This window comes from Paracoccus sphaerophysae (genome assembly GCF_000763805.1).
Taxonomy (GTDB): Bacteria; Pseudomonadota; Alphaproteobacteria; order Rhodobacterales; family Rhodobacteraceae; genus Paracoccus; species Paracoccus sphaerophysae.
Genome location: NZ_JRKS01000077.1, coordinates 1 through 12,312, shown reverse-complemented (window position 1 = coordinate 12,312; position 12,312 = coordinate 1). Strand labels below are relative to the sequence as shown.

At 70.3% G+C, this 12,312-nt stretch carries 12 protein-coding genes; 6 read left to right on the top strand and 6 right to left on the bottom strand.

Annotation, left to right across the window (positions count from 1 at the left end; all coding sequences use genetic code 11):
* The first annotated feature begins 51 nt into the window (after window positions 1-51).
* Window positions 52-1,881, top strand: coding sequence for an excinuclease ABC subunit UvrC (gene uvrC, locus IC63_RS14945; protein ID WP_036721813.1), 1,830 nt, complete (start codon window positions 52-54; stop codon window positions 1,879-1,881).
* Between the two features lie 213 nt (window positions 1,882-2,094).
* Here the strand turns inward: uvrC and IC63_RS14940 are convergent, their stop codons facing one another.
* Together IC63_RS14940 and IC63_RS14935 are read right to left on the bottom strand one after the other, a co-directional pair.
* A complete protein-coding gene (locus IC63_RS14940) occupies window positions 2,095-2,649 on the bottom strand; it encodes an ATP-binding protein (protein ID WP_084115955.1) in 555 nt (184 codons plus the stop codon).
* Entirely contained in the window at window positions 2,649-3,020 is a 372-nt protein-coding gene (locus IC63_RS14935) for an STAS domain-containing protein (protein WP_052042293.1), read from the bottom strand. The genes IC63_RS14940 and IC63_RS14935 overlap by 1 nt, the downstream gene beginning before the upstream one ends.
* An 87-nt stretch (window positions 3,021-3,107) precedes the next feature.
* Here IC63_RS14935 and IC63_RS14930 point away from each other — a divergent pair, with 87 nt between their 5' ends.
* Both IC63_RS14930 and IC63_RS14925 read left to right on the top strand, forming a co-directional pair.
* Window positions 3,108-4,268, top strand: a complete 1,161-nt coding sequence (locus IC63_RS14930) for a thiolase family protein (RefSeq protein WP_036721810.1) — start codon at window positions 3,108-3,110, stop codon at window positions 4,266-4,268.
* Window positions 4,269-4,378: 110 nt separating this feature from the next.
* Window positions 4,379-6,625 (top strand): M10 family metallopeptidase C-terminal domain-containing protein, encoded by a 2,247-nt coding sequence (locus tag IC63_RS14925; protein ID WP_052042292.1) that lies wholly within the window; start codon window positions 4,379-4,381, stop codon window positions 6,623-6,625.
* Window positions 6,626-6,679: 54 nt separating this feature from the next.
* Here the strand turns inward: IC63_RS14925 and IC63_RS14920 are convergent, their stop codons facing one another.
* On the bottom strand, window positions 6,680-8,152 hold the full coding sequence (locus IC63_RS14920; protein ID WP_036721807.1) for an NAD-dependent succinate-semialdehyde dehydrogenase: 1,473 nt from the start codon (window positions 8,150-8,152) through the stop codon (window positions 6,680-6,682).
* Between the two features lie 245 nt (window positions 8,153-8,397).
* Here IC63_RS14920 and IC63_RS14915 point away from each other — a divergent pair, with 245 nt between their 5' ends.
* Entirely contained in the window at window positions 8,398-9,072 is a 675-nt protein-coding gene (locus IC63_RS14915; RefSeq protein ID WP_036721804.1) for a DUF1236 domain-containing protein, read from the top strand.
* 56 nt (window positions 9,073-9,128) lie between these two features.
* Here IC63_RS14915 and IC63_RS14910 read toward each other — a convergent pair whose 3' ends face one another.
* Entirely contained in the window at window positions 9,129-10,106 is a 978-nt protein-coding gene (locus tag IC63_RS14910; protein WP_036721802.1) for a P1 family peptidase, read from the bottom strand.
* A 167-nt stretch (window positions 10,107-10,273) separates the two neighbouring features.
* Between IC63_RS14910 and msrA the strand changes: the two genes are divergently transcribed.
* A complete protein-coding gene (gene msrA, locus IC63_RS14905; protein ID WP_084115953.1) occupies window positions 10,274-10,942 on the top strand; it encodes a peptide-methionine (S)-S-oxide reductase MsrA in 669 nt (222 codons plus the stop codon).
* Window positions 10,942-11,811, top strand: a complete 870-nt coding sequence (locus tag IC63_RS14900; protein WP_036721799.1) for a 50S ribosomal protein L11 methyltransferase — start codon at window positions 10,942-10,944, stop codon at window positions 11,809-11,811. Before msrA ends, IC63_RS14900 begins: the two co-directional genes overlap by 1 nt.
* Here IC63_RS14900 and IC63_RS14895 read toward each other — a convergent pair.
* Together IC63_RS14895 and IC63_RS18970 are read right to left on the bottom strand one after the other, a co-directional pair.
* Window positions 11,808-12,068: a hypothetical protein gene (locus tag IC63_RS14895; protein ID WP_036721797.1), complete on the bottom strand. Its 261-nt coding sequence runs from the start codon at window positions 12,066-12,068 to the stop codon at window positions 11,808-11,810. The two genes, IC63_RS14900 and IC63_RS14895, sit on opposite strands and share 4 nt — an antisense overlap.
* Window positions 12,069-12,110: 42 nt before the next feature.
* On the bottom strand, window positions 12,111-12,312 hold a 202-nt coding region (locus tag IC63_RS18970; RefSeq protein ID WP_036721795.1), incomplete at its 5' end, for a hypothetical protein.

Below are 12,312 nucleotides of genomic sequence, written 5' to 3'. Positions count from 1 at the left end.
CCTCCTGCACCCCAGCCTGCCCCCCAGCCAGCCCCGCCCACCGGGCACCGGCTGATCGCGGATTACTGCCGCCGGCTGGACGGCTCGCCCGGCGTCTATCGCATGCTCGATGCGCAGGGCGCAGTGCTGTATGTCGGCAAGGCCCGCAATCTCAAGGCGCGGGTGTCGAACTATGCCCGCCCCTCGGGTCATTCCGGGCGCATCGCGCGGATGATCCGCGACACGGCCTCGATGATGTTCCTGACCACGCGCACGGAAACCGAGGCGCTGCTGCTGGAACAGAACCTCATCAAGCAGCTGAAGCCGCGCTATAACGTGCTGTTGCGGGACGACAAATCCTTCCCCAACATCCTGGTGGCCAAGGACCACCCGTTCCCGCAGATCAAGAAGCACCGCGGCGCCAAGTCCGAAAAGGGCGACTATTACGGCCCCTTCGCCAGCGCCGGGGCGGTGAACCGCACGCTGACCCAGCTGCAGCGGGTGTTCCTGTTGCGCAACTGCACCGATGCGACGTTCGCCTCGCGCACCCGGCCCTGCCTGCTGTACCAGATCAAGCGCTGCAGCGCCCCCTGCGTTGGGCGGGTCGATGAGGCGGCCTATGGCGATCTGGTGGCGGATGCCGAGCGCTTCCTGCAAGGCCGCTCGACCGCGGTGCAGGCGCGGCTGGCCGCCGAGATGTCCGAGGCCGCGGCGGCGATGGAATACGAACGCGCGGCGGCGCTGCGCGACCGGATCAAGGCGCTGACCGCGGTGCAGTCGGTGCAGGCGATCAACCCCAGGAAGGTCCCCGAGGCGGACGTGATCGCGTTGCACATGGATGGCGGCCAGGCCTGCGTGCAGGTCTTCTTCATCCGCGGCAACCAGAGCTGGGGGAACCGCGATTTCTACCCGCGGACCGGCGGGACCGAGAACCCGGCCGAGATCATGCAGGCCTTCGTCGCGCAGTTCTATGACGACAAGATCCCGCCGCGGCTTGTGCTGCTGAGCCACCCGGTCGAGGACATGGAGCTGATGGCGCAGGTGCTGTCGGACCGCGCCGGCCGCCGGGTGGCGATGGGCGTGCCCCAGCGGGGCGAAAAGGCCGAGCTGGTGGCGAACGCGCTGCGCAACGCGCGCGAAAGCCTCAGCCGCCGGCTGGCGGAAAGCGCCACCCAGCGGCGCCTGCTGGAGGGGCTGGCCGAGGCGTTCGAGCTGCCGGCGCCGCCGCGGCGGATCGAGGTCTATGACAACTCGCACATCCAGGGCACGGCCCCGGTGGGCGGGATGGTGGTGTCGGGGCCGGATGGCTGGGTGAAAAGCCAGTACCGCAAGTTCAACATCAAGGGCACCGAGATCACTCCGGGCGACGATTTCGGCATGATGCGCGAGGTGCTGACCCGGCGGTTCTCGCGCCTGCTGAAGGAGGACCCCGACCGGCAGACCGAGGCCTGGCCGGACCTGTTGCTGATCGACGGCGGGGCGGGGCAGGTCTCGGCCGTGGCGGGCATCCTGGCCGAGCTGGGGGTCGAGGACATCCCGCTGATCGGCGTCGCCAAGGGCCAGGACCGCGACCACGGGAAAGAGGAATTCCACCGCCCCGGCAAGCGCCCCTACGCGCTGCGGATGAACGACCCGGTGCTGTATTTCGTCCAGCGCCTGCGCGACGAGGCGCATCGCTGGGCGATCGGCACCCACCGGGCCCGGCGCACCAAGCAGGCGATGGCAAACCCGCTGGACGAGATCGCGGGCATCGGCGCGGCCCGCAAGCGCGCACTGCTGGCGCATTTCGGATCGGCGAAGGCGGTGGCGCGGGCCGGTCTCGCCGATCTTCAGGCCGCGCCGGGCATCTCGGCGACGATGGCGCGGACGATCCACGATCATTTCCATCCCGAGGGCGGCTGAACCACGATCGGTCCCGCGGCTGAGCCGGATGGGCCGCGCGGGTTGCCGCGACCCCCGGGGGCGAGGATCGGTTCCGCCGCGACGTCGACCGCTCGCTGCGCCTGGCGCAGGCGCTGCGATCGCGGCCGCAGGGCAACGGCCCTACGGCCGCATGGTGCCGCGCAGCCGCGCGGGCAGCACGGCCATTCTGCGGGCGCCCCCGCCCCGCCGGCCTCAGCCGACTCCGGCCCGCACCTGCCCGCCCCGGCCGGCCGAAGGGCCGGGGATGTGGAAGCACAGCACGTTCAGGGTGTTCTCGCGGAAATAGAACAGCGACTGGGTGAGGTCGCGGATGATGTACCAGCCAAAGCCGCCGGCGTTCATCGCGGCGATTTCGGGCGCCGGCATCCGGTCGGCCGTCACCAGGCATTCCGCCGGAAGCGGCGCCCCGTCGTCGATCACCGCGCAGGCCAGCCCGCCGCCGTGGCTGGTCACCGACAGATGCACCGTCACCGAACCCGGCCGCGCCGCAGCCGCGCTCTCGCCCGTGCCGGCGCCGTGCAGCGCGATGTTGTTCAGGATTTCGGCCAGGACCAGTTCCAGCCGGCCCAGCGCATCAGAGTCCACCCGCCCGTCGAAACGGGCACGCAGGTCGATCAGCGCCTGGCGCACCTCGGTCAGCGAGGCGTCCATCACCCGGTGGAACAGCGGCGGTGTGCCGCTATGTCCCGCGGCCCCGACCGGGCCGCCGCGCCGCGGCCCCGCAGGCGGAACCGGCGACCGCCCCATCAGGCCAGCCCGTCCAGCGGCTGGGTTCCGCCGTTGCGGACCGGCCGCGGCGTCCCCGCAGGGGCCGTCTCGTGGATCGTGAACACCGTGTCCATCCGCGTGAGCCGGAACACCCGGTCGACGTTGGGCGTCAGCGCCGCGAGTTCCATCCGGTGGGTTCGCGGCAGCGCGCGGCGGATCGCGAGAATCGCGCCTAGCCCCGAGCTATCCATGAAATCGACCTTGCCGAGGTCCAGCAGGATCAGCGGCCCGTTCCGCCCGACCACGTCGCGCAGCCGATCCTTGAAATGGATCGCCTGCGCCGCGTCCAGCCGGGCATCGCACACCCGCACCACGACGCCGTCGGCAATATCCTCGATCGTGAAAGCCATGCCCTGATGCCTCTTGCGGCGAATCCCTCGGTGACCCATTCCTAACCGGAAATCCTTGCCAAACCGTAAGCGGACCCGAGGCTCCCGATGACCGACGTCTATATCCGCTCTGCCGTCCGCACGCCGATGGGGGGCATGCAGGGCGCGCTGTCCGCCCTCTCTGCCCCGCAGCTGGGCGCCGCGGCCATCGCCGCGGCGCTGTCGCGCGCGGGGACCGATCCGCAGGCCGTGGACGAGGTGTTGATGGGCTGCGTGCTGCCCGCCGGCCAGGGGCAGGCCCCGGCGCGGCAGGCGGCGCTGGGGGCGGGACTGCCGCAATCGGTGCCCGCGGTCACGCTGAACAAGATGTGCGGGTCGGGGATGCAGGCGCTGATGTCGGCGTCGGATTCGATCCGCGCCGGATCGGCCCGGACCATCGTCGCGGGCGGCATGGAAAGCATGACCAACGCCCCTTACCTGCTGCCCAAGATGCGCGGCGGGGCACGGCTCGGCCATGCCGAGGTCAAGGACAGCATGTTTCTCGACGGGCTCGAGGACGCCTATGACAAGGGCCGCCTGATGGGCACCTTCGCCGAGGATTGCGCCGGCCAATTCCAGTTCACCCGCGAGGCGCAGGACGACTATGCGCTGCGCTCGCTGACCCGCGCCAAGGCGGCGATCGCCGAGGGGCGGTTCGCTGACGAGGTCGTGGCGGTGACAGTCGCGGGCCGGGGCGGCGAGACGGTGGTGGACACCGACGAACAGCCCGGCAACGCACGCCCCGACAAGATCCCGACGCTGAAGCCCGCGTTCCGCAAGGACGGCACGGTGACGGCGGCGAACTCGTCCTCGATCTCGGACGGGGCGGCGGCGCTGGTGCTGTCGGACGACCCCGACGGCGCCATCGCCCGCATCGTCGGCCATGCCGGCCACGCCCAGGCCCCGGACGACTTCCCGACCGCCCCGGTCCCGGCGGCGGAAAAGCTGCTGGCCAGGATCGGCTGGACCAGGGACGACGTCGATCTGTGGGAGGTGAACGAGGCCTTCGCCGTGGTGCCGATGGCCTTCATGCAGAAGATGGGCCTGTCGCCTGAGGTGGTGAACGTGAACGGCGGCGCCTGCGCGCTGGGCCACCCGATCGGCGCTTCGGGGGCGCGGATCGTGGTGACGCTGGTCCACGAGTTGGCCCGGCAGGGCAAGAAGCGCGGCGTCGCCGCGATCTGCATCGGCGGCGGAGAGGGCACGGCGATCGCGGTCGAGATGATGTGACGCGGCCGCGTCACCCTGTCCAAACTAACAGGCTGGAAATGATGGAGCGTGGCGCCCAGTTGCGTTAACCTGTCGCCAGCCCCACCCATTTCCCTGGACGAAAGCCGACCATGCCCTTTCTGTCGCCTGGAAACATCACCTGGACCGCGCCGCCCGCAGATGCCGGCGCCCCCGCCGCCTGCCCCTGCTGCGGCAACGCGCTGCACGCCAACCTGGTCGAGGGCGCAGACGCGGCCGCGACCGCCGCCACCACCTATCGAATCAATCCGGGCGACACCTTTTCGGGGCGCCTGGGCGGGGCCGACGGCGCCGACTGGATCGCGGTGCAGCTGGTGGCGGGCCAGAGCTATGACTTCGCCATGATCGCGGCCGGCGGCGATCCGGTCGCCGACCCGTATCTGACGCTGCGCGATGCCAGCGGCAGTGTCGTGGCATACAACGACGACTACGACGGCTACGATTCGGCGCTGAGCTTTACCGCCACCCGCACCGGGACCTATTACATCGAGGCCGATACCTTTGACGACGCCGATTACGGCACCTATGCCATCGGCGTCGCCCTGTCGGGTGGCCCGCCCCCGGCAAGCGGCTGGCTGACGCCGCAGGAGATCGCGGATTACCTGCGGGTCGGCTTCTGGGAAGACAAGGGCCAGCCGGAACGGTCCTATGACGTCGCGCCGGGCGGGGTACTGACCTGCGACCTGACCGATCTCAGCCCGGCGGAACAGCAGCACGCACGCATGGCGCTGAATGCCTGGTCCGAGGTGACCGGCATCCGCTTCAACACCACCTCGACCGCGGGGTCGGGGGCGAATATCCGGTTCACCAACGACGATCCCAGCGGCGCCTATTGCGGCGTGACCCGCGGCGCGGGCAACACGGTCGTGTCGTCCGACGTCAACATCCCCGTCACCTGGGCCGGCGGACCGGGCACCGGCTTTGCCAGCTACTTCTATCAGACCTACATCCACGAGATCGGCCACGCGCTGGGTCTGGGCCATGCCGGGAACTATAACGGCTCCGCCGACTGGGGTGTCGACAACCACTATGACAACGACAGTTGGCAAGCGACGGTGATGTCGTATTTCAACCAGACCGACAATCCCAACGTGGACGCCACCCGCGCCTATGTCGTCACCCCGATGATCGCCGACATCATCGCGGTGCAGGACATCTATGGGCTGCCGCGCAATCTCAACGGCGGCAATTCGGTCTGGGGCGAGGGCAGCAACATCACCGGCGCCTTCGGGATGGCCAACCGGCTGATGGTGGCGCGCGAGACGGTCACGATGACCATCCTGGACCAGGGCGGCATCGACCGGCTGAATTTCAGCGCCGACCGGAACGCGCAGGTCATCAACATGGCCGGGGGCAGCATCTCGAACATCTACGGGCTGATCGGCAACCTGTCGATCGCCCAGGGCACGGTGATCGAGAACGCCGTCGCCGGCAGCAACAACGACCGCATCGTCGGCAACGCCGTGGGCAACTGGGTCAGCGGCATGGCCGGCAACGACACGATCTTTGGCGTCGCCGGCAACGACACGCTGGAAGGCGGCGTCGGCGCCGACCGTCTGGTCGGCGGCGCGGGCAACGACCTTTACATCGTCGACGCCCGCGACACGCTGGTCGAGCTGGCGGGCGAGGGGATCGACCGGGTCCGCGCGGATTTCAGCTTTACGCTCGGCGTCAACTTCGAGGCGCTGCTGCTGATCCAGTCCTTCGCCCGGGTCGGCACCGGCAATGCCGTGGCCAACACCGTCGTCGGCAACAGCCAGGTGAACGTGCTGTCGGGTGGGGCGGGCAACGACACCATCTTCGGCATGGCCGGCAACGACACGCTGGCCGGCAACGCCGGCGCCGACCGGCTGGTGGGCGGGACGGGCAACGACGTCTATCACCGCGACCAGCTTGACACGATCGTGGAAACCGCCGGGCAGGGCGTGGACACCGTCGTCACCGGCACCGACATCGTGCTTGGCGCGCATCTCGAACGGGTCGAGGTCATCGGCACCAACGCGGTGCAGGTAATCGGCAACGAGCAGGCGAACGTGCTGATCGGCAACGCCGCGCGCAACGTCCTGGTCGGCGGCGGCGGCGAGGACGTGCTGTTCGGCGGCGGCGGCAACGACGTGTTCGTCTTTGCCGCCGGCCAGACCGCCCGGATCGGAGACTTCCAGAACGACCGCGACCTGATCCGCATCGACGCCGCCGGAATCTCGGGGCTCAGCGCCGATGCAATCACGGCCGGTGCCACCGAACGCGATGGCGGGGTCGATCTGGTGATCGCCGGCGGCATGCTGAGGATCGATGGCATCACCGTGGCCGAGCTGCGCGACGACCTGATCATCGCCTGATCGCACCGGCCGGCCCTTCGGGGGCCGGCCTCACCTCTGCGGCCGTCCGGCCTGTCAGATCGACAGGCAGACGTATTTCATCTCGAGGTAATCCTCGATCCCGTGGCGCGAGCCTTCGCGGCCCAGCCCCGACTGCTTGACGCCGCCGAAGGGCGCCACCTCGGTCGAGATGATCCCGGTGTTGACGCCGACGATCCCGTACTCCAGCGCTTCCTGCACCCGCGTGATGCGGCCCACGTCGCGGGCGTAGAAATAGGCGGCAAGGCCAAAGATCGTGGCGTTGGCCTTTGCGATCACCTCGTCCTCGGTCTCGAACCGTAACAGCGGCGCGAGCGGGCCGAAGGTTTCCTCGGTCGCGACCTTGGCGTCGTCGCGGACCCCGGTCATCACCGTCGGCTGGAAGAACAGCCCATCCTTGCGCTTGCCGCCGGTGACCACCTGACCGCCCTGGGCCAGAACGTCGGCGATGTGCTCTTCGACCTTCTCGACGGCGGCTTCGTTGATCAGCGGGCCGGTGGTGGTGCCCTCGACCAGCCCGTCGCCGACGGTCAACTTGTCCACCGCCACGGCCAGGCGTCTGGCGAAATCGTCATAGACCCCGGCCTGCACATAGATGCGGTTCGCGCAGACACAGGTCTGGCCGTTGTTGCGGAACTTGGACGCCATCGCGCCTTCGACCGCCGCGTCCAGATCGGCGTCGTCGAAAACGATGAATGGCGCGTTTCCGCCCAGCTCCATCGAGCATTTCAGGACCTGATCCGCCGCCTGCCGCAGCAGGATGCGCCCCACCTCGGTCGAGCCGGTGAAGGTCAGCTTGCGCACCAGCGGGTTCTCGCAGAACTCCTTGCCGATCTCCGACGACCGCGAGGAGGTGACCACCGACAGGATGCCCTTGGGCAGCCCGGCGCGTTCCCCCAGCACCGCCAGCGCCAAGGCGCTCAGCGGGGTTTCCGCGGCGGGGCGGGCGACGAAGCCGCAGCCCACGGCCAGCGCGGGCCCGCATTTGCGGGTGATCATCGCGTTGGGGAAATTCCACGGCGTGATCGAGCCGACCACCCCGATCGGCTGGCGCAGCACGGTCAGGCGCTTGTCGGGCTGGTGGCCGGGGATGGTCTCGCCATAGACGCGCTTGGCCTCTTCGCCGAACCACTCGATGAAGCTGGCGCCATAGGCGATCTCGCCCTTGGCCTCGGGCAGCGGCTTGCCCTGCTCGGCGGTCAGGATCTTGCCCAGGTCGTCCTGGTTTTCGATCATCAGGTCGAACCACCTGCGCATGACCTGGGCGCGTTCCTTGGCGGTGCGGGCCTGCCAGCCCTTCATCGCCGCGTGGGCGGCCTCGATGGCGCGTTTGACCTCGGCCCGGCTCAGGTCGGCCACCTGCGCGATCACGTCGCCGCGGGCGGGGTTCCTGACCTCGAAGGTCGCGCCGTCGTCGGCGTCCACCCAATCCCCGGCCACGAAGGCGCGGGTTTCCAGCAGCGAGGGGTCCTTCAGCAGCGTCTTGAGATCGGTGGAATGGGCGGTCATGGCGAGAGCTCCGTCAGCGATTTCGCCGGACCTCACCATGACGCCACAGGCTTGTCAAAGCGGCGCCGTTCGTCGCGGAGTGCCCGCCTTGCGGCGCACGGGTGCCGCCGCGCGCCGGAACGGCCTCACCCAACCGCCCGTGTTTCCACGATAAGTAAATGTGACCGCCGCGTGAGAAACGGGACCCGCCGCGACATCGTTTTTCCTCCGACGGGCCGAAGCCCGGCTGAAAGGGAACTGGAACCATGAAAAAGCTGCTTGCAACCACGACTGTCGCTGCTCTGGCTTTCACCGGCGCTGCCTTTGCCGAGACCTCGGCCACGGCCGCGACCGACCTGAACCTGCGCTCGGCCCCGCAATCCACGGCGTCGATCATCGGCGTGATCGCCAATGGCGATGAGGTCGCGGTCACCGGCTGCATCGAATCGGCCAACTGGTGCGAAGTGACCTACAAGGACCAGAAGGGCTGGGCCTATGGTGATTACCTGACCGCCAAGGTCGGCGAAAAGGTCGAGCCGCTGTATCCCAACCGCCAGGCGGTGGGCGTTACGGTGATCGAGGCTCCGGCGGCTGCCGATCCGGCCAAGCAGACGACCGACACCGCCGTGGGCGGCGCCACCGGCGCGGCTGTGGGCGCGGTCGTGGCGGGCCCGGTGGGTGCGCTGGTCGGCGCGGCGATCGGCGGTTCGGCCGGCGCGGCGGCCAGCCTGGACCCGGCGCCCGAGGTCCGCACCTATATCGACGCCAACCCGCATGATCCTGTCATCCTGGACGGCGAGGTCGTCGTCGGCGCCGGCGTCCCGGACACCGTCACCCTGTATGACATCCCCGATCAGCCTGACTACAAATACGTGACCATCAACGGCCAACCGGTTCTGGTGAGCCCGACCGACCGCAAGATCGTCTACGTCTATCGCTAAGGGCGTCCCTCACCCGTGGCGACAAGGGGGGCGGGGCCGCGAGGCCCCGCCCTTTCTCATGCGCGCGCCCGCTCATGCCAGCACGGCTGCCGGTCGCCGGGGGCCGGAGCCGCCGCGAACACCGCCCGCGCCACGGCCCGCGCCAGCACGCAGGCCGCGGCGTGGCCCAGCCCGAAGGGATCGGCGTCCGCCCGCGATCCGGTCGACACCGCAAAGACCAGGTCGCCGTCAAAGGGCGTGTGCGACGGCACGATGGCCCGCGCCAGCCCGTCATGCGCGGCGGTCGCCAGCCGCGTCAGCGCCGGCTTCGCCAGCGCCGCGTCGGTCGCGACGATGGCGATGGTGGTGGCCTCGCCCTGCCGCTTCTCGGGCCGCGGCTCGGCTTGCGGGTCGAACGGCCCGCCCAGGCCCAGCCCCCCGAACTCGGCGCCGATTTCCCACGGTCCAGCCCAGAACTGCCCCGAGGGCGCGGTCACCGACCCCAGCGCGTTCACCGCCACCAGCGCCCCCACCGTGGTCCCGCCCGCCAGCACCGCCGAGGCTGACCCAAGACCCCCCTTCCACTGTGCCGTCATCGCCCCGGTGCCGGCGCCCTCGGACCCTATGGCGAATTGGGTCGCGGCGGCGTCCAGCGCCTGCCGCCCCAGCGCCGGATAGGGATTGTCCGTCCAGCCCTTGTTGCCGCCGTTCAGCAGGTCGAACAGGATCGCGCCCGGCACGATCGGCACCCGCGCCGCGCCCACCGCAAAGCCGCGCCCGGCCGCCCGCAGGCCGGCCATCACCCCGTCCGCCGCCGCCAGCCCGAAGGCCGATCCGCCCGACAGCACCAGCGCATCGACCGCCTGCACCAGCCGGTCGGGGGCCAGCAGGTCGGTTTCGCGCGTGCCCGGCGCGCCGCCCATCACATGCACCCCGCAGGCAAAGGGTGCGTCCCCCGTCAGCACCGTCACCCCGGATTTCAACCCCGCATCCGCGGCATTGCCGACCCGCAGCCCGGCCACGTCGGTAATCAGGTTCAGCCGTCCCGCCCGCATGATGCTCTCCTGTCCGGAAATATCCCGGGGTCCGGGGCGGCGCCCCGGTCCTGCCCGCGCAGTCAGCCGCGAGCCTCGCCGCAGCGCAACCCCCCGCGACCGCCGGGCGTTGTGCTGCGCCCCCGCCGCGCTTACATCCATCCCACGAGTTCAGGAGGTCCACCGCCATGACCGCACCCGTCCACGCCATCTATGACCGCCCCCTGGGCGAACCCGCACCCCACGGCTTCGAGGAGATCGTCCTCGGCATGGGCTGCTACTGGGGGGTCGAGCGGCTGTTCTGGCAGCAGGACGGCGTCTGGCTGACCGAGGTGGGCTTTGCCGGCGGCACGGTGCCGAACCCGACCTACAAGCAGGTATGCGCCGGCGGCACCGGCCACGCCGAGGTGGTGCGCGTGGTCTATGACCCCAGCCGGATCAGCACCGAACAGATACTCAAGATATTCTGGGAAAACCACGACCCGACCCAGGGCAACCGCCAGGGCAACGACGTGGGCGACCAGTATCGCTCGGTGATCTTCACCACCACCGACAGCCAGCGCATCGCCGCCGAGACCAGCAAGACCGACTACGACAACCGCCTGGCCGTGGCCGGCTTCCCCGGGATCACCACGCAGATCGCGCCGCTGGCCGCCTATTACCGCGCGCCCGAGGACGATCATCAGCAATATCTGCACAAGGTGCCGCACGGCTATTGCGGGCTGCGCGGGACCGGGGTGCAGGCCTCCAGCGCCGAATCGGTCCACGAGGTCGCGACCGGCGAAAAGGACGGCAACCCGGAACCCTCGCCGTCCTCGACCGGCGGCGGTTCGGTGGTGGCCGGCGGGGCGCTCTGATGCCGACCTGGACCGCGCTGACCCAGGCCCAGGGCCGGCCGGCCGCCGAGGCGCTCGCCGAGGCCTGCGAGGACCTCACCCCCGAACCCGTGGGCAACGGCGTCTTCGAGATCGAGGACGGCAGCGACCGCTGGGAGGTCGGCGTCTATTTCACCGAGGCCCCCGACGAGGTCGCGCTCGCGCTGCTCGCCGCCGCCCACGGCGCCCAGCCCTTCGTGGTGTCCGAACTGCCCGAGGTGGACTGGGTCGCCCATGTCCGCCGCGAGCTGTCCCCGGTCGAGGCCGGGCGGTTCTTCGTCCACGGCAGCCATGACGCCGACAAGGTCCCCGAGGGTGCCGAGGCGCTGTGCATCGAGGCCGCGATGGCGTTCGGCACCGGCCATCACGACACCACCAGGGGCTGCCTGCTGGCGCTGGACCGGATGATCTCTGCGGGCGAGACACCGCACCGCATCGCCGACATCGGCTGCGGCACGGCGGTGCTGGCGATGGCCGCGGCGCGGGTGCTGCCCGGCGTGGTGCTGGCCAGCGACATCGACCCGGTCGCGGTCGAGACCGCGCAGGCGAACGTGCTGGCGAACGGCCTGGCGGGGCGGGTGGAATGCCTGCTCGCCGAAGGCTTCGGCCACCCGCTGCTGCACGACGCGGGGCCCTATGACCTGGTTTTCGCCAACATCCTCAAGCAGCCGCTGATCGAGCTGGCCCCGGACATGGCCCGCCATCTCGCGCCGGGCGGGCAGGCGATCCTGTCGGGCATCCTGACCGCGCAGGGCGACGAGGTCGTGGCCGCCTATGACCGCGCAGGCATCGCGCTGGTCCGCCGTGACGATCTGGGCGACTGGACGACTCTGGTGGTGCGCAAGCCCTAGGCCTCGGGCTTCTTCGCCAGCCGGCGGTCGATATAGGCCCGCAATTCCTCGATCTCGAGATGCGCCTCGCGCAGTTCCTCGCGGGCTTGCGCCGCGGCAGTTTCGGCGGCGGCCAGCCGCCCCACGGCGTCGTTGTCTGGCCCGGGCGCAGGCGCCGCGCCGCCGGCGCGATGGGTCAGCCAGCCGGCCAGCCAGCCCAGCAGGAAGGCGGCGAACAGCGCCGCGCCCAGGGCGATCATCAGTTCGGTCTGGTTCATGCCGCCGATCCTACGCCGCCTCTGCCGCCGGGGCGAGGGGGATCAGGGAGCCGGCCGCTCGGGCCGCGCCGCCGGCCGGTCGCCGTCCGTCGGTGGGCCCGTCACCGGCCCCCCCGCCAAGGGCGGCGGCACCGGGGTCCAGATCGTGGCCCCTCGCACGGTGATGCTGTCGGGCCGGAGCGAGATGCCCTCCGCCGCCGCCCGCTCGTCGGGCGTGGCGGGCGGGGGCGGGACGTGCACGGCT